The sequence below is a fragment of the [Mycobacterium] fortunisiensis genome, from assembly GCF_019050325.1.
In the GTDB taxonomy this organism is placed as follows: Bacteria; Actinomycetota; Actinomycetes; order Mycobacteriales; family Mycobacteriaceae; genus Mycobacterium; species Mycobacterium fortunisiensis.
In genome coordinates this window covers 302,665-323,373 of sequence record NZ_VOMB01000027.1, presented here as the reverse complement: position 1 = coordinate 323,373, position 20,709 = coordinate 302,665, and the positions used below count along the sequence as shown (strand labels likewise).

The 20,709-nt window shown below is 67.8% G+C and carries 20 protein-coding genes; 9 read left to right on the top strand and 11 right to left on the bottom strand.

Annotated features, from left to right (window positions below; genetic code table 11):
* The first annotated feature begins 32 nt into the window (after positions 1-32).
* Entirely contained in the window at positions 33-938 is a 906-nt protein-coding gene (locus tag FR943_RS25865) for a DMT family transporter (RefSeq protein WP_217161169.1), read from the top strand.
* On the opposite strand, the gene FR943_RS25860 is transcribed toward FR943_RS25865, so the two are convergent.
* Complete coding sequence (locus FR943_RS25860; protein WP_217161230.1) at positions 928-2,079, bottom strand: MCE family protein; 1,152 nt, start codon at positions 2,077-2,079, stop codon at positions 928-930. The genes FR943_RS25865 and FR943_RS25860 overlap by 11 nt on opposite strands.
* Positions 2,080-2,526: 447 nt before the next feature.
* Here FR943_RS25860 and FR943_RS25855 point away from each other — a divergent pair, with 447 nt between their 5' ends.
* The gene (locus tag FR943_RS25855) at positions 2,527-3,090 is read left to right on the top strand and encodes a carboxymuconolactone decarboxylase family protein (protein WP_217161168.1); all 564 of its coding nucleotides are present in this window, start codon (positions 2,527-2,529) and stop codon (positions 3,088-3,090) included.
* On the opposite strand, the gene FR943_RS25850 is transcribed toward FR943_RS25855, so the two are convergent.
* The 4 genes from FR943_RS25850 to FR943_RS25835 all read right to left on the bottom strand — a co-directional run bounded on the left by FR943_RS25850 (position 3,087) and on the right by FR943_RS25835 (position 6,879).
* Complete coding sequence (locus FR943_RS25850; protein WP_217161167.1) at positions 3,087-5,249, bottom strand: elongation factor G-like protein EF-G2; 2,163 nt, start codon at positions 5,247-5,249, stop codon at positions 3,087-3,089. The genes FR943_RS25855 and FR943_RS25850 overlap by 4 nt on opposite strands.
* Positions 5,250-5,491: 242 nt before the next feature.
* Complete coding sequence (locus FR943_RS25845; RefSeq protein ID WP_217161166.1) at positions 5,492-5,923, bottom strand: TIGR03668 family PPOX class F420-dependent oxidoreductase; 432 nt, start codon at positions 5,921-5,923, stop codon at positions 5,492-5,494.
* A gap of 34 nt (positions 5,924-5,957) precedes the next feature.
* Complete coding sequence (locus FR943_RS25840) at positions 5,958-6,374, bottom strand: hypothetical protein (RefSeq protein ID WP_217161165.1); 417 nt, start codon at positions 6,372-6,374, stop codon at positions 5,958-5,960.
* Between the two features lie 31 nt (positions 6,375-6,405).
* Entirely contained in the window at positions 6,406-6,879 is a 474-nt protein-coding gene (locus FR943_RS25835; RefSeq protein ID WP_217161164.1) for a hypothetical protein, read from the bottom strand.
* Positions 6,880-7,034: 155 nt separating this feature from the next.
* Between FR943_RS25835 and FR943_RS25830 the strand changes: the two genes are divergently transcribed.
* The 4 genes from FR943_RS25830 to FR943_RS25815 are packed head-to-tail and all read left to right on the top strand — an operon-like array spanning position 7,035 to position 10,860.
* Positions 7,035-8,183, top strand: coding sequence for an ABC transporter substrate-binding protein (locus tag FR943_RS25830; RefSeq protein WP_217161163.1), 1,149 nt, complete (start codon positions 7,035-7,037; stop codon positions 8,181-8,183).
* Positions 8,184-8,192: 9 nt separating this feature from the next.
* Entirely contained in the window at positions 8,193-9,065 is an 873-nt protein-coding gene (locus FR943_RS25825; protein WP_217161162.1) for an ABC transporter permease, read from the top strand.
* Positions 9,062-9,835: an ABC transporter permease gene (locus FR943_RS25820; RefSeq protein ID WP_217161161.1), complete on the top strand. Its 774-nt coding sequence runs from the start codon at positions 9,062-9,064 to the stop codon at positions 9,833-9,835. Before FR943_RS25825 ends, FR943_RS25820 begins: the two co-directional genes overlap by 4 nt.
* On the top strand, positions 9,832-10,860 hold the full coding sequence (locus FR943_RS25815; RefSeq protein ID WP_217161160.1) for an ABC transporter ATP-binding protein: 1,029 nt from the start codon (positions 9,832-9,834) through the stop codon (positions 10,858-10,860). Before FR943_RS25820 ends, FR943_RS25815 begins: the two co-directional genes overlap by 4 nt.
* Before the next feature lie 29 nt (positions 10,861-10,889).
* On the opposite strand, the gene FR943_RS25810 is transcribed toward FR943_RS25815, so the two are convergent.
* The 3 genes from FR943_RS25810 to FR943_RS25800 form a co-directional block, all read right to left on the bottom strand.
* The gene (locus FR943_RS25810; RefSeq protein ID WP_217161159.1) at positions 10,890-11,459 is read right to left on the bottom strand and encodes an orotate phosphoribosyltransferase; all 570 of its coding nucleotides are present in this window, start codon (positions 11,457-11,459) and stop codon (positions 10,890-10,892) included.
* A 44-nt stretch (positions 11,460-11,503) separates the two neighbouring features.
* On the bottom strand, positions 11,504-12,301 hold the full coding sequence (locus FR943_RS25805; protein WP_308170654.1) for a HugZ family pyridoxamine 5'-phosphate oxidase: 798 nt from the start codon (positions 12,299-12,301) through the stop codon (positions 11,504-11,506).
* Positions 12,302-12,401: 100 nt separating this feature from the next.
* The gene (locus FR943_RS25800) at positions 12,402-12,791 is read right to left on the bottom strand and encodes a hypothetical protein (RefSeq protein ID WP_217161228.1); all 390 of its coding nucleotides are present in this window, start codon (positions 12,789-12,791) and stop codon (positions 12,402-12,404) included.
* Positions 12,792-13,076: 285 nt separating this feature from the next.
* On the opposite strand from FR943_RS25800, the gene treS reads away from it, so the two are divergent.
* From treS to FR943_RS25785, 3 genes are read left to right on the top strand one after another with little or no spacing between them, the layout of a single operon-like run.
* Positions 13,077-14,852: a maltose alpha-D-glucosyltransferase gene (treS, locus tag FR943_RS25795; protein ID WP_217161158.1), complete on the top strand. Its 1,776-nt coding sequence runs from the start codon at positions 13,077-13,079 to the stop codon at positions 14,850-14,852.
* On the top strand, positions 14,849-16,171 hold the full coding sequence (locus FR943_RS25790) for a maltokinase N-terminal cap-like domain-containing protein (RefSeq protein ID WP_217161157.1): 1,323 nt from the start codon (positions 14,849-14,851) through the stop codon (positions 16,169-16,171). The genes treS and FR943_RS25790 overlap by 4 nt, the downstream gene beginning before the upstream one ends.
* A gap of 37 nt (positions 16,172-16,208) precedes the next feature.
* Positions 16,209-17,672 (top strand): MFS transporter, encoded by a 1,464-nt coding sequence (locus FR943_RS25785; protein WP_217161156.1) that lies wholly within the window; start codon positions 16,209-16,211, stop codon positions 17,670-17,672.
* Here FR943_RS25785 and FR943_RS25780 read toward each other — a convergent pair.
* Genes FR943_RS25780 through FR943_RS25770 form a run of 3 tightly spaced genes read right to left on the bottom strand, consistent with a single transcriptional unit; the run spans position 17,622 to position 20,697 of the window.
* Positions 17,622-18,722 (bottom strand): acyl-CoA dehydrogenase family protein, encoded by a 1,101-nt coding sequence (locus FR943_RS25780; RefSeq protein WP_217161155.1) that lies wholly within the window; start codon positions 18,720-18,722, stop codon positions 17,622-17,624. The genes FR943_RS25785 and FR943_RS25780 overlap by 51 nt on opposite strands.
* A gap of 8 nt (positions 18,723-18,730) precedes the next feature.
* Positions 18,731-19,888, bottom strand: a complete 1,158-nt coding sequence (locus FR943_RS25775) for an acyl-CoA dehydrogenase family protein (protein WP_217161154.1) — start codon at positions 19,886-19,888, stop codon at positions 18,731-18,733.
* A 56-nt stretch (positions 19,889-19,944) separates the two neighbouring features.
* Positions 19,945-20,697: an ABC transporter permease gene (locus FR943_RS25770; RefSeq protein ID WP_246585281.1), complete on the bottom strand. Its 753-nt coding sequence runs from the start codon at positions 20,695-20,697 to the stop codon at positions 19,945-19,947.
* Positions 20,698-20,709 lie beyond the last annotated feature (12 nt).

The following is a 20,709-nucleotide window of genomic DNA, read 5'->3' as shown; positions in this document are numbered from 1 at the left end:
GACACAATCGGCCCGGAAGGGGTTGACGAGGCTTGCTCGGCAACAGTCTCGCGGTGCTGTTTGCCCTCTGCGCAGCGGTTTTCGCGGCGGTCGGCATCGTCGTGCGGCAGCGTGCCACGATGGACGTGCCGCCCGAGAAGGGCGTCAGCTCGGTCATGTTGCGCACCTTGCTGCGCCGCAAGCTCTGGTGGGCCGGCACCGCGTCCGCAGTGGCCGGTTACGGTTTCCAGGCATTGGCGCTCGCGTTCGGATCGCTGCTCCTGGTCCAACCGGTGTTGGTGTCGGCCCTGTTGTTTGCGCTGCCCCTGAGCGCACGGCTGGCCCACCGCCGGGTCACCGGCGCGGAGTGGGCCTGGGCCCTGCTGCTGACCGGGGCGTTGACCGTGTTCGTCGCCCTGGCCCGGGCCAGCACCGGCACCTATGCGGTGTCGGTGTCGACCACGGTGATCGTCGCCGTGGTGTGCGCGGCCGCGGTCGCCGCGTGCGTTCTGGCCGCCACCCGCAGCAGTGACTGGCGCCGCGCGGTCCTGTTGGCGTTCGCGGTGGGTGTGATGTTCGGCGTCGTCGCGGTGTTGACGAAGATCGTGATGCACACGATCGCGACGGGCAGTGTGCTCACCGTGCTCACCACCCCTGCGCTCTACCTGGTGCTGATCCTCGGCGTGGTGGCCACCCTGCTGCAGCAGTCGGCATTCCACGCCGGCTCACTGCAGACCTCGGTGCCCACCATGCTGGTGCTCGAGCCCGTGGTCGCAGTTGTGCTCGGGTCGGTCGTGCTGGGCGAACATCTGCTGATCACCGGCTGGGAACCGGTGACATTGGCGATTTCCGTCGGCGCGATGGCCGCCGCCACAATCTCGCTGGGCCGTGACGAGGGTGCCTACGAGGAGAGCCTGGAAGCCGAGATCACCGGGCCGATTCGGATCGCTACGGATTGATCGTGTGTTCGCCGATCTGGCGACCCCACACATACTCGGCGGTCAGCGGCTGGCCCAGTTCGAAGTGGTTGTAGGGCGCGATCGACGCGCCGGTGTCCAGCACCAGATACGGCGCCGGCCACAATTCCTTGGTGATCGGCTGCCAGCAGCCCGGCCGGCCCTCGGGACCACCCTTGGCGTTCACCCGTGGCAGGTTGTCGGGATAGACCCAGGGGTTGCCGGCGCCGACCAGGAAATCGTGCAGCTCGAACCCGTAGCCGTTGCGGGTCTGCTGGGCGAACTTCGGGGCCGCCTCGGCGTAGTTGTGGATCATGCAGTACCACGCCGGGCTGTTGCGGTCGAGCATTGCGCTGACCGGCAGCAGGTCCTGGGCGCCGCGCACCAGGTACGGTCCGCCACGCTCGAAGATGTCCCCGCCGGTGTTGCCGAATCCGACCGCGGCCACCAGCGCCTGATCCAGGTTCGCCCGCTGCTGGTTGAGCGTGCGCGCGGTGGTGACGGCGTTGGTCAGGCCGTCGAACAGGTCCGGTCCGGCGTCGGCGTAGATCTCGCCCAGGTCGGCCAGCCCGGAGAGGTCGCGACGGATCTGCGGCATGCGTCCGTTGAGGTCGGTCAGGATGTCGTTGCCGTTGACGATCGACTGGCCGAACTTGTCGCCGAGCCCGTCAAGCGCCTGGGCGGTGGCGGTCAGGGTTTCGTTGAGCTTGATCGGGTCGATCTGCTCGGAGATCGCGGTGATCGTCTCGAACAGCGTGTTGAACTCGGTGGTCACGCCCTGAGCGTGAATCGGTGTGGCGGGGGAGACCCGCTGCGGCGAGGGATTGTCGGGCGCGGTGAACGAGATGTACTTGTTGCCGAACACCGTGGTGGCGCGCAGCTCGGCCGAGACGTTCTCCGGGATCAGGTGCAGGTACTTGGGCTTGACGTCCAAGGTCAGCCTGGCCTGGGACTCACCGTCGGTGTCCACCACGTCGACGGCGGTGAGCCGGCCGATCGGGACACCGTTGAAGGTCACCTTCGAGCCCGGATCCATCGACAGGCCCGAGCGGTTGGACAGGACCGTGAGCTGCGTCTTTTCCTCGAATGCGCCGCGGAACTGCATCCACGTCAACACCAGCACCGCGACGAACAGGATGGCCATGCCCGCACATGCCGACTTGTACGGGGGGTCATAACGCCAGTGCTTGAACCGCTGTTCGAAGCGGTCCCGCACCGTCGCGGTGGATGAGGCCACGCGCAAACCTCCGATTTATTGACGCAGCCAACAACGCATCAGGCCTGCAAACTCTCCCAAACAACCAGAGACAACTGCAACCGGCAGGTCCCTGTTGCGGCCAACGTCAAATTGCCGACAGCGGGAGACCCGTGTCACAGCGTAGGCGCTGATCAGGTATTTCTGCCGTCATTCAGGGTGACTATCTGCCCGACGATGTCGCCGGCGCCCGCCGCGGCGCGCGACCCGTACGTTGCTGCAATGGCAGGCCGGGGCTCATTTGCCGGACAGTGGCAGCGTCGACCGGCTACTGGATGTCGCCACGATTCGCCGGCCGACCGTAGAGTGGGTCGACCCGTGAAAGGACGATTTCGGATGTTGACGCCGTTGCCGGCAGAGGACTGGGACGAACACGCACGTGAGGCGCTGGCCTCCACCGTGCCGCCGGAACGGCGCCGCCCGGACAAGGTGGGCAACGCGCTGTCGACGTTGGTGCGCCACCCGAAACTGGCCGGCGCGTTTCTGCCGTTCAACAGCTACCTGCAGTTGTCCTCGACCCTGCCCGAAGGGGTCCGGGAGCTGGTGATCCTGCGTACCGCTTTTCGGCACGGTTGCGGGTACGAGTGGGGTCACCACAGCGCGATCGCGCGGTCGCTCGGTTTGACCGAAGCTGACCTCTCTGCCGCCCAAACCGGCTCAGCGGCAGACGAATTCGACCAGGCGGTGATCGACGCGGTCGACGAACTGCACAGCGGGTCCCGGATCTCGGCCGAGGTCTGGGAGCGTCTCGGGCAGCGCCTCGACGACCAGCAGCGAATGGACCTGATGTTCACCTTCGGCGGCTACAGCGCGCTGGCCTATGCCCTCAACACCTTCGACGTCGAGTTGGAGGACGGCGCAGGTACCGACGAGTTCTACGTCTCCATGGGCAACGCTTAAGCAGAGCGGTGCGCCCGGGCCGCAGCGGCCTCGGGCATCGGCTCGTAACGGGCGAAGGCCCGGGTGAACGCCCCGGCTCCGTGCGACAGTGACCGCAGGTCGATGGCGTAACGGGTGAGCTCGACCTCGGGGATCTCGGCTTTCACCAGCGTCCGGTCGTCATCGGCCCGGTCGGTGCCCAGTACCCGGCCGCGCCGGCCGACCAGATCGCTCATCACCGCACCCACCAGGTCGTCGGGCACCACCACGGTCACCTCGGCGATCGGCTCGAGCAGGCTCACTCCGGCCGCGGCGGCAGCCTCGCGCAGCGCCAGCCCGCCGGCCATCTGGAACGCGAAATCCGAGGAGTCGACGCTGTGCGCCTTGCCGTCGACCAGCGTCACCCGGATGTCCACCACGGGATAACCGGAATCCCCGTGCTCACCGCCGACCCCCTTCTCCATCTGGGCCCGCACGCCCTTCTCGACGCTCGGGATGAACTGGCGCGGTACGGCGCCGCCCACGACCTTGTCGACGAACTCGAACCCGCTGCCCTCCGGCAGCGGTTCCACCTCGATGTCGCACACCGCGTACTGCCCGTGGCCACCGGACTGTTTGACGTGCCTGCCGTGCCCTTTCGCCTTGCCGCGCAGGGTTTCCCGCAGTGGTACCCGCAATTCGACGGTATCCACCGACACCCCGTAGCGCCGGGACAGCGCGTCGAGCACCACGCCCGCGTGCGCCTCACCCATGCACCACAGCACGATCTGATGGGTCTGGGGGTTCTGTTCGATACGCAGCGTCGGATCCTCGGCGGCCAATCGCTGCAACCCGACCGAGAGCTTGTCCTCGTCGGTCTTGGCCCGCGGTGCCACCGCGACGGGCAACAGCGGATCGGGCATCGTCCACGGACGCAGCACCAGTGGATCGGCCTTGTCGCTGAGCGTGTCTCCGGTCTCGGCGCGGCTGAGCCGGCCGATCGCGCAGATGTCGCCGGCCACCACCGACGGCGCCGGACGCTGCTGCTTGCCCAGCGGGAAGGACAGCGTGCCGATGCGCTCGTCCTCGTCATGATCTGCATGCCCGTGCGACCCCTCGGGGGCCACCGAGCCGTTGAACGCAGAAAAATGGCCCGACACATGCACGGTGGCGTCGGGCCTGATGGTGCCGGAGAACACCCGGACCAGGCTGACCCTGCCGACATACGGATCCGACGTCGTCTTCACCACCTCGGCCAGCAGCGGCCCGGACGGATCGCACGCCATCGGCTTACGGGAGGCGCCGTTGACACCGAACACCTCGGGCAGCCGGTGCTCGGGCGGTGACGGGAAGCCACGGGTGATGACCTCCAGCAACTCCAGCGTGCCGACCCCGGACCCGCTGCACACCGGGATCGCCGGGAAGAACGAGCCGCGGGCCACGGCCTTCTCCAGGTCGGCAATCAACACCGATTCGTCGATCTCCTCGCCGCCCAGATAGCGCTCCATCAGCGTCTCGTCCTCGGACTCCTCGATGATCCCTTCGATCAGGGCGCCCCGCAGTTCGGCGATCTCGTCGTCGAAAGTGCCGTCGGGCGGCCGGGTGGTGCGCGTTCCGCCGGCGTACTCGGAGTGCGTGCGGGTGAGCAGCCCGATGACCCCCTCCCCGGCCGGGAAGTACAGCGGCGCCACCTTGTCGCCGAAGGTCTGCTGGGCTCCGGCCAGCGCGTTGGCGTAGTTGGCCCTGGCGTGATCGAGCTTGGTGATGACCACCGCGCGCGGCATGCCGACCGCCGCGCATTCCTGCCACAGCGCCTTCGTCGGCTCGTCGACGTCCTCGTTGGCCGCGATGACGAACAACGCGCAATCGGCGGCGCGCAGCCCGGCGCGCAGCTCCCCGACGAAATCGGCGTAGCCGGGAGTGTCGATGAGATTCACCTTGATCCCGTTGTGCCGCAACGGGGCCAGTGCCAGGCCCACCGAACGCTGCTGGCCGATCTCGGCCTCGTCGAAGTCGCACACCGTCGATCCGTCGACCACCGATCCCGCACGGTTCAACACTCCCGCGGCCACCAGCAGCGCCTCCACCAGGGTGGTCTTCCCCGAGCCCGACGGCCCGACGAGAGCGACGTTGCGAATGGCCGCGGGACTGTCCGCGGTGGGTACAGCTCCATTACCGGCCGAGTGGGTCTTGTCCGCCATGGCAGTCCTCCTGGAGTCCCCGGGGCGCCCCGCTGCGGCCCGCCGGACCTGCCATCCACAATTCCCCGATGTGACCTACAGCACAAGGCTCATGGCGCCCCTGACCCCGCCAGCCTGGACACCCGGAAGCTCACCGTCGGTTTCTACGCAGTGGCTGCTCATCGACCAGATGCACGACCCTGGGGTGGAAAACGACGCAGCACGACGCCGACGCAGCACGATGCCGGTAACCAGCCAGCCGTTCACACCTGCCAGGACGCCCAGCGCGTGACCTGGACGGTGATCACCGGACCGTTCAGCGCGATCCGCTCGTACTGCGGATATTTCGCGCGTAACAGCGCGTAGCCGGTGGCCATCTGCTCACCGCCGTGGTGCACCGCGGCCTGTCCGTCGGCACGCACCCACCACAGCTGCGTCCAGTCGTCGCCGTAGTGGTCGGCCAGCAGGCTGACCCGGGCATCGTTGTCGATGTTGGCCAACCGGCGAAGTCGTTGCGTGGTCTTGGGTTTGGCGTCCACCGCGGTGTAGATCGTGGCGCCCTCGGCGTCGCCGTACACCGCGAAGACCACCGGGACCAGATGTGGTGCGCCGTCCGGTCTCAGGGTCGAGAGGACGGCAAGGGGTGCCGTGGCAAATCGCTTGGCGGCCCGATTTGCGGCATCCAGATCAGCCATCACTCCAGACTATGTGGATGACGCCGGCAACGTCTCAGGGCGGCGGCGGTACGTTGTCGGGCAGCGCACCGTCATCCGGGAGCGGCGGCAGCTTCATCAGCTCGTCGTAGATCAGGTCCTCGCCCTCACCAGGCGGGGCGGGCCGGCTCGGCATGACGATCGTGGGCCGGTAGTCCTCCGGCGGATTCTCGACGGGTGCGACGCAGCCCACGCCGTAGGTGGTGGGGGTGGGCACTCCCGCGTTGTCGACACAGCAGGTCGTGGCGATCGCGTCGATGTTCTGGTCGGGGCCTGGTGCCGCTGTCGAGGTACACGCCTCGTACCCCTGCACGTCGAAATCCGCCGAGGCGGGTGCGATCGCTGCCTGACCTGCGGCGCAGACGGCTACGAAGGTGGCGGCTACGGCGAGCGGACGCCGCCGACGTGCGAGGCTCTTGCGGATGGCCGTCATGGCCGCCACCCTAATCAGCCGGTGTCGCCGCTCAGTTGCGGGGATGCCGCGGTTGCGGTGCCACGCTGATCGGCGAGCGGGTGACCGGGGTGCGGGTCACCCCGATCTCGGGCTTCTTGGTGGGGCGCGGCCGGTGGGTGGGCCGGTACACCGGGGCCTGCCCGGTTTCCTCGGGCGGGGCGGGCGGTGGCTCGGCCGGAGCCGGCGGCACCCCGACCCGCAGCGAAGGTGAGGGTGGCTCAGAGGTGGCCGACGGGGACGGGGACGACGACGGTGTCGTTGTCGGTCTGGGCTCGTCGGCTGGTGCCGGATCCCGCAGCAGCAATAACACGACCGAAACCGTGATCGCCGCTGCGGCCAGGGCGGCGGCGATCAGCGCGATCGTGGCCGGACGGGTGGCATACCAGGGCGCCGGAGCGGGTTTGAAGGACCAGTCCTCCAGATCGAAGTCGTCGAACCCTCGCGACGGGTGGGCGATGTCGCCGCCGCGGCCCGGACCGGTCATCACGCGATGTTATCGGCCCTGACAATGACCGGCTCGCCCACGGACGTCGCGGTAGGGTGCCGGTGCACGTTGGCTGCGGACTCGTTCACTTCTGCGACAGGTTCGCGCAACCGTCGCGCCACGACGGCGCATCTTGACCACCGGAGGGTTTGGCAGTGATCAAAACCAGGATCAATACCAGGTTCGCGAAGGTATCCGCCCTGGGCGCCGCGGCCCTCGTCACCGTGGGACTGGCCGCGTGTGCCCCGCCGCAGAAAGAGGGCGCCGGCGCGAAGACCGACACCGGGGTCAAGGTGTCCGAGGCCACCTCGGCAGCCGATTTCGGTGGCATGGACAAGCTCGTCGAGGCGGCCAAGGCCGAAGGCGAGCTCAATGTGATTGCGCTGCCGCCGGATTGGGCCAACTATGGCGAGATCATCAAGGCCTTCTCGGACAAGTACGGCATCACGGTGAACTCGGCGCAGCCCGACGCGTCGAGCCAGGAAGAGATCAACGCAGCCAACCAGCAGAAGGGCAAGAGCACCGCGCCGGATGTCTTCGACCTCGGACAGTCGGTGGCACTGGCGAATACGTCGATGTTCGCGCCCTACCGGGTAGCCGTGTTCGACGACATCGATCCGAAGTTCAAGGATGCCGACGGCACCTGGGTCAACGACTACGGCGGTTTCATGTCCATCGGGTTCGATTCCACCAAGGTGCCGCCGATCACCGCCATCGACGACCTGCTCAAGCCCGAGTACCACGGCAAGGTCGCACTCAACGGCGACCCCACCCAGGCCGGCGCCGCCTTCGCGGGCGTGGTGATGGCGGCGGTGTCGCAAGGCGGGTCCGCCGACGACATCGCCCCCGGCGTCGAATTCTTCGCCAAGCTCAACGAGGCGGGCAACTTCCTGCCTCTCGACCCGACGCCGGCCACCATCGAATCCGGTCAGACGCCGGTGGTGATCGACTGGAACTACCTCAACGGCACCGAAAGTCAGAAGGTGCCCGGCTGGCAGGTGATGGTGCCGCATGAGGCGTTGGTGGCCGGGTACTACCACCAGGCGATCAGCAAGGACGCACCGCATCCGGCGGCCGCCCGGCTGTGGCAGGAGTTCCTGTTCAGCGACGAAGGCCAGAACCTCTACGCCAAGGGCGGTGTCCGCCCGGTGCGGGCGGACAAGATGCTGTTGGCCGGCACGGCCGACCGCGCGACGTTCGGCCAGTTGCCGATCATCGACGGTCCGGTGACCGTCCCGACCCAGGAGCAAACCGACACGGCCAAGGAGTATCTGTCCGACAACTGGGCCAAGGCGATCGGCTAGGCCAGACGTATGCCGGATCAGATCTCTGCTCGGCGAGCGCGGGCGGCCCTCCGCGACGCCCTCCCACTGCTGCCGTTCGTGGCCGTGGTGACGGTGTTCCTGATCATTCCCACGGTCACGGTGATCGTCATGGCCTTCTTCGCCGACGGCTCCTTCTCGCTCGATCGGATCGCCGCACTGTTCACCGGCACCGCACTGTCGGCGCTGGGCAAGAGCATCGTGCTGTCGGCCTCCACCGCGCTGTTGGGTGCGGTGTTCGGTGCAGTACTGGCCTGGCTGATCGTCAGTAGTCCGCCGGCGTCGATGCTGCGGCGTTCGGTGTTGGCGCTGTGCAGTGTGCTGGCCCAGTTCGGCGGGGTGGCACTGGCTTTCGCGTTCCTTGCCACGATCGGGCTCAACGGGGTGTTGACGCTGTGGGTGGCCGAGCATCTCGGCTGGGATCTGGCCGGCTCCGGCTGGCTGTACGGGCTGCCCGGGCTGATCCTGGTCTACACCTACTTCCAGATCCCGCTCATGGTCATCGTCTTCCTGCCGGCGTTGGAAGGGCTGCGCACCCAATGGCGGGAGGCTGCGGTGAGTCTCGGCGCCTCTGGCTGGCAGTACCTGCGCGACGTGGCCGTGCCGTTGTTGACGCCGGCCTTTCTGGGGGCGGCATTGTTGTTGTTCGCCAACGCCTTTGCCGCCTACGCCACCGCGGCGGCGCTGGTCAGCCAGGGCAGCCCGATTGTGCCGTTGCTGATCCGGGCCGCCCTGACGAGTGAGGTGGTGCTCGGGCAATCCGGATTCGCCTATGCGCTGGCCTTGGAGATGGTCGTGGTGGTGGCCGTGGTGATGCTCGCCTACAACGTCCTGATGCGGCGGACCGCAAGGTGGCTGCGATGAACCGGGTTGTCCGGTCGGCACTGTGGCTGCTGTTCGGCCTGTTCTTCCTGTTCCCGCTGTACGCGATGGCCGATTTCTCCACCCGCAACGTGATCGCCGGGGGCCGCACCGCTGCGGCCTGGCGCAACCTGGTGGCCGACGAGGCGCTGTACCAGGCGATCGTGGTCTCGCTGCTGCTTGCGGTGCTCACCGTGGCCGTCATGCTGGTCCTGCTGGTGCCCACGATGGTCTGGGTGCGGCTGCGGGCCCGCTGGGCCGGCGGCATCGTCGAATTCCTGTGCCTGTTGCCGTTGATGATCCCGGCGCTGGTGATCGTGGTCGGACTGCGCAACGTATACCTCTGGGTCACTTACCTTCTCGGTGAGTCGCCCCTCACCCTGACCTTTGTCTACGTGGTGCTGGTGCTGCCGTTCGCGTACCGCGCACTGGATTCGGCCCTGGCCGCCATCGAGTTGCAGACCCTCTCGGAGGCCGCCCGCTCGCTCGGGGCGAGCTGGATCACCACGATCGCCAAAGTGATCGTCCCCAACATCTGGTCCGGAATCCTGTCGGCGGCTTTCATTTCCATCGCGGTGGTGCTCGGCGAATACACCATCGCGTCGTTGAGCGGCTTCGACACCCTGCCGGTCCAGATCGTGGCGATCGGCAAGAGCGACGGTCCCACGTCGGTGGCGGCTTCGCTGGCCACGTTGCTGCTCGGCTTCGTGTTGTTGTTGGCCTTGGGCGCCCTGACCCGGGGCCGCCGCCGGATGTCAGGAGTCAAGGGTTGAGTACCGGCGTCGAACTTCGCGACCTCACCCGCGACTACGGCAACGTCAGCGCGCTCGACGGGTTGAGCCTGACGATCCACCCGGGTGAGTTGGTGGCGTTGCTCGGACCGTCGGGCTGCGGCAAGACCACCGCGCTGCGGATCCTGGCCGGGCTCGAAGAGGCCACCTCCGGTGCGGTGCTGGTCGGCGGACGCGACATCAGTGCGGTGCCGGCAAACAAACGTGACATGGGCATGGTGTTCCAGGCCTACAGCCTGTTCCCGCACCTGACGGTGTCCGACAACGTCGGCTTTGGCCTCAAGGTGCGTGGAAAGCCCAAGCGGCACAGGCTTTCCCGAGCGGCGGACATGCTGGACCTGGTGGGGCTGAGCGCGCACAGAGACAAGTACGCCGGCGAGCTCTCCGGCGGGGAGCAACAGCGGGTGGCACTGGCCCGGGCGCTGGCCATCGAGCCGCGGGTGCTGCTGCTCGACGAGCCGCTGTCGGCCCTCGATGCCAAGGTGCGTACCCAGTTGCGTGACGAGATCCGACGGATCCAGCTGGAGGTCGGCATCACCACGTTGTTCGTCACGCACGATCAGGAAGAGGCGCTGGCCGTTGCGGACCGCGTCGGCGTGATGAGCCATGGCAAACTCGAGCAGCTCGCGGCCCCGGCCGAACTCTATGCCCGCCCGTCCACCCCGTTCGTCGCCGAATTCGTCGGCCTGCACAACAAGGTGCCCGCCCAAGTGCGCAGTGGGTGGGCCCGGCTGCTCGGCACCGAGGTCCCGACGCTCCGCGGTTCGGTGACGGCCGGGCCGGGTACCGCGATGGTGCGGCCCGAATCGGTCCGGGTCCGTGCCGATCCGGCCGGACGGGTTCTAGTGGCGTCGGTGGTGTTCCTGGGGCCGATGTCGCGGGTGTATCTGACGCTTCCGGATCACACGGTGATCTACGCGCAACTGCCCACCTCACGGGCCCGGGCTTTCGAGCCCGGCGAGGCGGTCACCGTCGGCCTGGAATCGGCGCCGGTACTGGTGATCTGAGCCGCCGGCGGCAGGCTCAGACGTCGGCCCTAAACATCTTTGACCGGTTCGATTCCCAGGTCGCGATAGGTGACCAGGGCCGCGAACGGTACCCCGCGCGCGGCGAACCGTCCGGTGGCGACGTCGCCGCGGTCGACCATCGGGATGACGCCGGTGACAACGGCGCCCACGGAGGTGACCCGCTCATAGGCGATCTCGGTAGAACCGCCGGTGCTGATCACGTCGTCGACCAGCAGCACCCGGGTGCCCGGCTCCAGCCTGGTCCCTTCGATCCACTGCTCGCGCCCGCGTGACTTCTGCTCCTTGCGCACCGAGAACCAGGCCTTGCCGGTCACCATCGCCACCCCGTGGGCCAGCGGGTCGGCGCCCATGGTGAGCCCGCCGACCGCGTCGAACTCGATGCCGCGGGCGGCGGCCAAATCGGCGACCGCGCGGCTGACGATCGCCATCCGCTCGCCGGTGTCGATGGCGTACTTGCCGTCGATGTAGTCGTGGCTGAGCTGTCCGCTGGCCAACCGGAACGGCTCTTCACGATGTTCGTAGCCGCGGGTGCGGATCAGGTCGAAGGCGGCTTGCCAGGTATCCGGGCGCTCAGGCATACCCGCGATCGTATTGCACGGGGCGGGAGACGAGTTGCCTGGACTCAGGCCTGCCGGGCGCGCCGGGCCAACTCGACTGTGGCCGCCCGCAACTCGCCGTATGACGTCAGGGGCGCGGCATAGCCGACCCGGGTGTAGGCGGTTCCCCGCTCGCTGGTGACCCGCAGATCGAGGCCGTAGCGGTCGGCGCCGGTACACACGGCCACGTCGGCGTCGGGGTAGCCGCCGAGGGTGCGGGCCATCTCGGCCAGCGAATCGGCATGCCCGGAGTTGAGGTGCTCGACCGCGCCCGCGGCGTGCGGCGCCACCGGATCCGGCTCGGCGGCGGTGTAGGCCTCGCCGCTGGTCGAGTCCATTCGGCCGTACCCACCGACCCAGCGGACCCGCTGCACCCGCAGCACCCAGAGGGAGAAGTCGCTGAAGTCGACGTAATAGCGGGCCGCTGCCACCGCATCCAGATGGGCCGCCCGCGCCGCGGCCAGTTCGTCGCCGGTGGGCCGTTCGGCTACCCCGGCCAGTGTGATGCGGCTGCTGGCCAACGGATCCGACCCGGAATCGGGTGCCACGATCGAGATGCTGGCCCGCGGGTCGGCGAGGAGATTGCGGCCGTGCTCGGCCAGGTTCGACACGCACAGCACCGGGGCACCGGCCAGCAGGCCGTAGGTGACGAAGGACGCCCACGGATCGCCGTCGGCGCTGAGTGTGGCCAGGGTGCCCGCGTTCGTCGACGCGGCGACGGTGCGCGCTTCCTCGGCCGCAGACGGACGTGCCCCCTGGGCCACCTCCGTCAGTGGGGGAGGAGCCGAGGGGGCATCACCCGGGTCGCCATGGTCTCGTGTCACGTGGCGAACCCTACCGTCCGTGTGTCAGCCGCCGGTCTGCCTTGGCGGCCAGCCGCCGTGCCTATCTTGGCGGCTCAGCCGCCGGGTCTGCCTTGGCGGCTCAGCCGCCGAGTGCCGCGATGAGGTCCTTGATCTGGGCGGTCTCGGACTCGGTCGCGGGCTCTTCGGCCTCGACCGCCTCGATGAGGTCCTTACGCAGCCCGACGCCGTTGGCGGCTTCCTCGGTGGACAGCTTCGCGTTGCCGCGCGCGACGTAGAGCCGCTGACCCAGCGTGGCGCCCGGACCTTCGGACGCGACCGTCATCAGTTCGTCGTAGCGGTGCCGCACACCGGACAGCGCGACGATGACCGACGGGGTGACGCGACTACGGCCGGCGGCTTCCGACAGCGAGGCCTGCAGCTTGCGCAGACCGCTGAGGACCACCCCGGCGCGATCCGCGAACTCCGGGTCGCCGACGGGCGGTAGTGCGTCGATGGCGGCGATGTACATGTGCATCGCGGCATCGGACAGTCCAACGATTACTGGTGCTTCACCGTCATTTGGTGCGGACTCACCCACAGGCCATCCCTCATCGAGTGTTCGTGATCGCCGGCCCGGGGCCGGCGAAGAGATCAAATGCGGGAAAAACGTAACCCTTCGCGGTCTCTTATTCAACCGTTAGTTTTTCCGCAAACACCTCGGGTATGGCGAAACACGTTGCTGCAGGATCAATTCGGGATGGCACGATGCGCACCAGGTGTCGCCGCCGGTGGAAGTGGGTACGTTGGGAGGCTGATGGACAACGCCGCTCACGACCCCCCTGCAGACGGTCACCCGGTGGTCGATCATCCGACCGCCGAGGATTTCAGCCATGCCAGGACGCTGCCGGCGGACCGGGACTGGTTCAAACGGGCGGTGTTCTACGAGGTGCTGGTCCGGGCGTTCTACGACTCCAACGCCGACGGCGTGGGCGACCTGCGGGGCCTGACCCAACAACTCGACTACCTCAAGTGGCTGGGGGTGGACTGCCTCTGGTTGCCGCCGTTCTACGATTCGCCGCTGCGTGACGGTGGCTACGACATCCGGGACTTCTACAAGGTGCTGCCCGAGTTCGGCACGGTGGAGGATTTCGTGACGCTGCTCGACGGTGCGCACCGCCGTGGCATCCGGGTCATCACCGACCTGGTGATGAACCACACCTCCGACTCCCATGCGTGGTTCCAGGAGTCGCGACACCACCCCGACGGCCCGTACGGCGACTTCTACGTCTGGAGCGACACCAGCGACCGCTACCCCGACGCGCGCATCATCTTCGTCGACACCGAGGAATCGAACTGGACCTTCGACCCGGTGCGCCGCCAGTTCTATTGGCACCGGTTCTTCGCGCACCAGCCGGACCTGAACTATGACAACCCGGCCGTGCAGGAAGCGATGATCGACGTGCTGCGGTTTTGGCTGGACCTCGGGATCGACGGTTTCCGGCTCGACGCGGTGCCGTACCTGTTCGAGCGCGAGGGCACCAATTGCGAGAACCTGCCCGAAACGCACGCCTTCCTCAAACGCTGCCGCAAGGTGGTCGACGACGAGTTCCCCGGCCGGGTGCTGCTGGCCGAGGCCAACCAGTGGCCGGCCGATGTGGTGGAGTACTTCGGGGATCCGAGCACCGGCGGCGACGAATGCCACATGGCGTTCCATTTCCCGTTGATGCCACGGATTTTCATGGCGGTGCGGCGGGAGTCACGGTTCCCGATCTCGGAAATCCTGGCCCAGACACCGGCAATCCCGGACATGGCGCACTGGGCGATCTTCCTGCGTAACCACGACGAGCTGACGCTGGAGATGGTCACCGACGACGAGCGTGACTACATGTACGCCGAGTACGCCAAGGATCCGCGGATGAAGGCCAACGTCGGCATCCGGCGCCGGCTGGCCCCGCTGCTGGAGAACGACCGCAACCAGATCGAGCTGTTCACCGCGCTGCTGCTGTCCCTGCCCGGATCCCCGATGCTGTACTACGGCGACGAGATCGGCATGGGCGACATCATCTGGCTCGGCGACCGCGACAGTGTGCGCACCCCGATGCAGTGGACGCCGGACCGCAACACCGGGTTCTCCACGGCGAACCCGGGCCGGCTCTACCTGCCGCCCAACCAGGATGCGGTGTACGGCTACCAGTCGGTGAATGTCGAAGCGCAGCGGGACAGTTCGACGTCGCTGCTGAACTGGACCCGCAGCATGCTCGCGGTGCGGGGGCGGCACGAGGCGTTCGCGGTGGGCGCGTTCCGCGAGCTCGGCGGCTCCAACCCGTCGGTGCTGGCCTTCGTGCGCCAGCTCGACGGGGACGCCGGTGCCGACCGGGGCCCCATCCTGTGCGTGAACAACCTGTCGCGGTTCCCGCAGCCGATCGAGCTGAACCTGCAGGAGTGGAGCGGGTATACGCCCATCGAGATGTCCGGTTACGTCGAGTTTCCCAGCATCGGTCAGCTGCCGTACCTGCTGACCCTGCCGGGGCACGGTTTCTATTGGTTCGAGCTCCGCGAGCCCGAGCATGATCCGGGAGCACAGCAATGAGCATCGAATTCGGTGAGTGGCTGACACAGCAGCGCTGGTATGCCGGCCGCGGGCGTGAGTTGGTCTCGGTCACACCGACTCTGGTGCTCGCGCTCAACGGGGACCTCGACCTGACACTGCTGGGGGTGTCCTATGCCGACGGGACCACCGAGCGCTACCAGGTGCTGGTGAAGTGGGACGCCGACCCGATCGACGAATACAGCTTGCTGGCCAGGATCGGTGACGACGGCGGACGCACCGCCTACGACGCGTTGTACGACCAGGACGCCGCGCGGTACCTGCTGGAGATGATCGACCGGTCGGCCACGGTGGGCGAACTGCGCTGTAGGAAGGAGCCGGGGGCGGCGCTGCCGCTCGATGCGCCACCCCGGGTGTCCTCGGCCGAACAGAGCAACACCAGCGTGGTGTTCGGCCAGGATGCCGTTCTCAAGGTGTTTCGCCGGGTCACCCCGGGGGTGAACCCCGACGTCGAGCTCAACCGGGTGCTGGCCAGGGCCGGCAACCCGCACGTGGCCAGGCTGCTGGGATCGGTCGACATCGACTGGGGCGGTGAGCCGTTCGCGTTGGGGATGGTGACCGAATTCGCCGCCAACTCGGCCGAGGGCTGGGACATGGCCACCGCCAGCACCCGCGATCTGTTCGCCGAAGGCGACCTGTACGCCGATGAGGTGGGCGGTGACTTCGCCGCCGAGTCCTACCGCCTCGGAGAGGCGGTGGCCTCGGTGCACGCCTGCCTGGCCGAACAGCTCGGCACGGAGCCGGCGACCTTTCCGGCCGAGTTGGTGTCCGCCCGGCTGGCCACCGCGGCGGAGACGGTACCGCAACTGCGCCAACATGTTTCATTGATCGAGGACCGCTACCGCAAGCTGGCCGACGAGCAGGTGACGGTCCAGCGCATCCACGGGGATCTGCACCTCGGTCAGGTGCTGCGCACGCCGGAGCGCTGGTTGCTGATCGACTTCGAGGGCGAGCCCGGCCAGCCGCTGCCGCAGCGGCGCAGCCCGGATTCCCCGCTGCGCGACGTCGCGGGGATGCTTCGATCCTTCGACTATGCGGCGTACGCCCGCCTGGTGGACCTGTCCACCGACGACGACCGGGCCCGCCAACTCGCGGCCCGGGCCCGGGAATGGGCCGACCGCAACAGCGCGGCATTCTGCGACGGCTACGCCGCGGTGGCCGGTACCGACCCGCGCGAGCACGCGAGCTTGCTGGCGGCCTACGAGCTGGACAAAGCGGTGTACGAGGCGGCCTATGAGGCGCGGTACCGGCCCAGCTGGTTGCCCGTCCCGTTGGGGTCGGTGGCCCGCCTGCTCTCCTGATTGTGTTCGGTCACGTCGATCGCTTATCTTCCTTAGCATGCCTAAACAGCCTGCGCGCCGTTCGGCGGCCGGTGGGCTGCTGATCGCCGTTCTCGCGGCGGCGGGCGTCAGCGTCTCACTCATGCAAACCCTGATCATCCCGTTGATCCCGCAACTGCCCGCCCTGCTGAACACCAGTGGGGCGAACGCCTCGTGGGCGATCACGGTGACGCTGCTGACCGGCGCGGTGTCCACGCCCATGCTGGGCCGACTCGGCGACATGTACGGCCCCAAATGGATCCTCGTGCTGTGCGCCGGGCTGCTGTTCGTCGGATCGCTGGTCGCCGCGATGACCACCTCGCTGATCCCGATGATCATCGGCCGCGGTCTACAGGGTTTCGGCGTCCCGGTCATCCCGCTGGGCATCAGCGTGCTGCGCGCCGCACTGCCGCCGGAGCGGGTGGCCTCGGCGATGGGGCTGATGAGCGCATCGCTGGGCGTGGGCGGTGCGCTGGGCCTGCCGCTGTCGGCGGTGATCGCCGAGCAGTTCAACTGGCATGCGCTGTTCTGGTGTGCGGCCGGGCTCGGCCTGGCCTCGGGCATCCTGTTCGTGCTGCTGGTGCCCGATCTGGAGCCGGTCTCTGCTGATCACCGCTTCGACCCGCTCGGCGCGGTCCTACTCGGGATCGGCCTGGTGATGTTGTTGCTGCCCATCTCGAAAGGCGGGATGTGGGGCTGGGGCAGCGCCACCACGCTGAGCCTGTTCGCCGCAGCCATCGTCACATTCGCCGTCTTCACCTGGTGGCAGTACCGGGTGCCCGCACCGATCGTGGACATGCGCACCACGTTGAAGCGTCCGGTGCTGCTGACCAATCTCGCCTCGATCGCCGTGGGTTTCGGCATGTTCGCGATGTCGCTCGTCGGCCCGCAGCTGCTGGAGATGCCTCGCGAAACCGGCTTCGGGCTGGGGCAGAGCATGGTCGCCACCGGGCTGTGGATGGCCCCGGGCGGTCTGGCGATGATGGCGGCAGCGCCGGTTGCGGCGCGCGTGATCGCCGCGCGCGGACCAAAAGTCGTGCTGGTGATCGGAAGCGCGATCATCGCCGCCGGCTACTTCGCGGGGATCGTGCTCCTCGACACCCCGGTCGGGGTGCTGGTGCTGGGCCTGATCGTCAGCTTCGGCGTCGGGTTCGCGTTCGCTTCGCTGCCCGCCCTGATCAACGCCGCAGTGCCGGTGTCGGAAACCGCGTCCGCCAACAGCATCAACTCACTGGCCCGCTCCCTGGGCACCTCGACCTCCAGCGCGGTGATGACCGCGGTGCTGGCCCAGATGACGGTGGTCTTCGCCGGCCAGACGCTGCCGTCGCCGGCCGGGTTCCGCGTCGCCCTGCTGATCGCCGCCGCCGCCGCGGTCGGGGCCGCCCTCATCGCCACGGCGATACCGAACGGGCCCCGGCCGCAGCGGCTGCTGTCACAGCGTGGCGATCTCGTAGCTGTCGAGCTGGCCGACCAGCGTCCGTAGCTGATCTGCCGAGGAGCCCAACGTGTGCTCGATGGCGGTAAGCCGGGCCGCGTAATGGCCGACGGGGTATTCGGCGGTGACGCCGATGCCGCCGTGCAGCTGGATCGACTCCTGCGAGATGTGCCGCCCCGAGCGGCCGATCTGGAGCTTGGCCCGGGCCGCGATCACCGGATCCAGGTCGCCGTCGGCGATCGACATCGCCGCATAGGTGCCCATGCTGCGGGCCAACTCAAGCGACATGTACATGTCGGCGGCCCGCTGGGTCAGCGTCTGGAACTTGCTCAGCGTGACCCCGAACTGCTTGCGGGACTTGAGGTAATCGGTGGTCAGCCGCAGCGACTCGTCCATCACGCCGACCGCCTCGGCGCACAGGCCGGCCGAGATCCGCACCAGTGCGTTGGCGATCGCCCCGCTGGCGTCGGCAGGCTCACCGAGCGGCTCGGCGGGCGTGGCCTCCAGCGTGATCTGGGCCCCGCGCTGGCCGTCGAAGGTCCGGTAGCCCTGGCGGCTGACGTTCGCGGCGTCGACCAGGAACAGTCCGGTGCCGCCGTCGGGAAGTGCTGCACTGACGACGAGCGTGTCGGCGACGTCACCGGCCAGCACCGGGTTCTTGGTGCCGCTCAGCGTCCACCCGTCGCCGTTGCGCGTCGCGGCGGTCGTCACACCGGCGGTGCCGCGCACGCCCGGCTCGGCGTGGGCGAAGGCCAGGATCTTCTGGCCGGCAGCGACCTCCTCGAGCAGTGCGCGCTGGGCGTCGGTGCCGACCTCGGCGATGATCGCGCCGGGTCCCAGCGCGCCGTGCAGCACGGGCTCGGGCGCCAACCGGCGTCCGATTTCGCCCAGCACCGCCATGATTTCGATCTGGCCACCGGAATCCTCGTCGAATCCGAGTCCGAGGATCCCGACCTCGGCCAGCTGTCCCCACACCTGGCGGTCGAATCCGGGCTCGGCGTCCACCACCTTGTTGCGCTTCTCGGTGTCGTAGCCCGACAGCAGGTCACGGGTGGTGTCGGCCAGCAGGGTCTGTTCTTCGGTCAGCTGAAAGTCCATGGCTCAACTCACAATCCGAGAATGGTGGAGGCGATGATGGTGCGTTGTACCTCGTTGCTGCCGCCGTAGATGGAGGTCTTGCGGTAGTTGAGGTAGTGCGGGGCGGCGTGCTGGGCCCAATCCGGTGAGGCGATGTCGCCGGCCTCGTAGGGCAGCGAATCGGCGCCGGCCACCTCCACCAGCAGCTCGGTGGCGGTCTGCTGCAGCTGGCTGCCGCGCAGCTTGAGCACCGAGGAGGCCGGGCTCGGCTTGCCGTCGGCGGAATCCGACGTCACCCGCATCTGGGTGAGTTCCAAAGCCAGCACGTCATTTTCGGCCTCGGCCAGCCGGGCGGCGAACAGCGGATCGGACAGCAGACCGTTGGCCTTCGCTCTGGCCTTCACGTCGGCGAGGCGGACCTTGGTGCGGGCCACCTGGGCGATGCCGGTCCGCTCGTTGCCGAGCAGGAACTTCGCGTACGTCCACCCGTGGTTCTCTTCGCCCACCAGTTGATCGGCCGGCACCCGGACATCCTCGAAGAACACCTCGTTGACCTCGAAGCTGCCGTCGATCAGCTTGATCGGGCGCAGCGTGATGCCCGGGGTGTTCATGTCCATCAGCAGGAACGAGATACCGGCCTGCTTCTTGGGCGCCTGGGGGTCGGTGCGGACCAGGCAGAAGATCCAGTCGGCGTACTGGCCCAGGGTGGTCCAGGTCTTCTGGCCGTTGACGATGTAGCTGTCCCCGTCGCGCACCGCGGTGGTACGCAGCGAGGCCAGGTCAGAACCGGCCTCGGGCTCGGAGAAGCCCTGGCACCACCAGATATCCAGCGCCGCGGTGGGCGGCAGGAAGCGTTCCTTGACCTCCTGCGAGCCGAACTCGGCGATCACCGGGCCGACCATTCTGGCGTTGAAGGTCAACGGTTCGGGGACGCTGGCCAACTGCATCTCGTCGAGCCAGATCTGATGCTGGTTCGGCGTCCAATCCTTGCCGCCCCATTCGACGGGCCAGTTGGGTACCGCCAGACCGTGCTCGTGCAGGATTTTGTGCGCGGTGACGATGCCCTCTTTGCCCAGCGGCAGTCCCAGCCGGTTTCGTTCCCGAAGCTCGGCCGGAATCTTGGTGGTGTAGAAGGTGCGCAGCTCATCGCGGAAAGCTGCTTCCTCCGGTGTGAGCGCCAGTTGCATGACCGTCTCCCTCTCGGTGGATCTGACAGCACCCTAAACCATCCGGTTGGTTGGCCTTAACGGACCAGCCTCCGTAGCAGTGCCGAGGCCACCACGATGCCCAGCACCGCGGCCGCGATCAGCACGCTGATGTCGAGTACCCAGTTCGTCGGGGTACCGATCAGCAGTCCGCGCAACGCGTTGACCTCATAGCTGAGCGGATTGACGGTCGACAGCCAGCGCAGCCAGGTCGGCATGATGTCGACGGGGTAGAGCGCGTTGGACGCGAAGAACAACGGCATGGTGATTGCCTGGCCGATGCCCATCAACCGGTCCCGCTTGCGCACCAACCCGGCCAGTGTCATCGACAGACACGCGAAGAACGCCGCACCCAGCGCCACCACTGCCATGGCGGCCAGGATGCGCAGCGGGTTGACCGTCATCGCGATGCCCATCAGATAAGCCAGCAGCACCACCCCGAGCACCTGCACCACCGAGCGCACCCCCGCGGCGAACGCCTTGCCCGTCACGAGTGCCGAGGCGGGTGCGGGTGTCACCATGAGCTTGGCCAGGATGCCCGCATCCCGGTCCCAGATGATCTGGATGCCGTAGAAGATCGAGATGAACAGCGCAGATTGGGCGATGATGCCCGGTGCCAGAAAGGTCAGGTACTCCACGCCGCCGGTATCCACCAGATGCAGTCGGCTGAAGGTCTGACCGAAGATCAGCAACCACAGCGCCGGCTGGACCATCCGGGTGAACAACTCGGTGCGGTCGTGACGCAGCTTCTGCAGCTCGACGAGGGCGAATGCGGCCATCCGCATCGCCATGGCACGCGCCCG

Bases quoted from the DNA above. Each gene is read 5' to 3' on its own strand.
- FR943_RS25845 (WP_217161166.1), bottom strand. From the start codon at position 5,923: ATGGCTGATCTGGATGCCGCAAATCGGGCCGCCAAGCGATTTGCCACG.
- FR943_RS25840 (WP_217161165.1), bottom strand. From the start codon at position 6,374: ATGACGGCCATCCGCAAGAGCCTCGCACGTCGGCGGCGTCCGCTCGCC.
- FR943_RS25780 (WP_217161155.1), bottom strand. From the start codon at position 18,722: ATGGACTTTCAGCTGACCGAAGAACAGACCCTGCTGGCCGACACCACC.
- FR943_RS25790 (WP_217161157.1), top strand. From the start codon at position 14,849: ATGAGCATCGAATTCGGTGAGTGGCTGACACAGCAGCGCTGGTATGCC.
- treS (WP_217161158.1), top strand. From the start codon at position 13,077: ATGGACAACGCCGCTCACGACCCCCCTGCAGACGGTCACCCGGTGGTC.
- FR943_RS25770 (WP_246585281.1), bottom strand. From the start codon at position 20,697: ATGGCGATGCGGATGGCCGCATTCGCCCTCGTCGAGCTGCAGAAGCTG.
- FR943_RS25825 (WP_217161162.1), top strand. From the start codon at position 8,193: ATGCCGGATCAGATCTCTGCTCGGCGAGCGCGGGCGGCCCTCCGCGAC.
- FR943_RS25800 (WP_217161228.1), bottom strand. From the start codon at position 12,791: ATGTACATCGCCGCCATCGACGCACTACCGCCCGTCGGCGACCCGGAG.
- FR943_RS25810 (WP_217161159.1), bottom strand. From the start codon at position 11,459: ATGCCTGAGCGCCCGGATACCTGGCAAGCCGCCTTCGACCTGATCCGC.
- FR943_RS25855 (WP_217161168.1), top strand. From the start codon at position 2,527: ATGTTGACGCCGTTGCCGGCAGAGGACTGGGACGAACACGCACGTGAG.
- FR943_RS25850 (WP_217161167.1), bottom strand. From the start codon at position 5,249: ATGGCGGACAAGACCCACTCGGCCGGTAATGGAGCTGTACCCACCGCG.
- FR943_RS25820 (WP_217161161.1), top strand. From the start codon at position 9,062: ATGAACCGGGTTGTCCGGTCGGCACTGTGGCTGCTGTTCGGCCTGTTC.
- FR943_RS25775 (WP_217161154.1), bottom strand. From the start codon at position 19,888: ATGCAACTGGCGCTCACACCGGAGGAAGCAGCTTTCCGCGATGAGCTG.
- FR943_RS25835 (WP_217161164.1), bottom strand. From the start codon at position 6,879: ATGACCGGTCCGGGCCGCGGCGGCGACATCGCCCACCCGTCGCGAGGG.
- FR943_RS25860 (WP_217161230.1), bottom strand. From the start codon at position 2,079: ATGGCCATCCTGTTCGTCGCGGTGCTGGTGTTGACGTGGATGCAGTTC.
- FR943_RS25785 (WP_217161156.1), top strand. From the start codon at position 16,209: ATGCCTAAACAGCCTGCGCGCCGTTCGGCGGCCGGTGGGCTGCTGATC.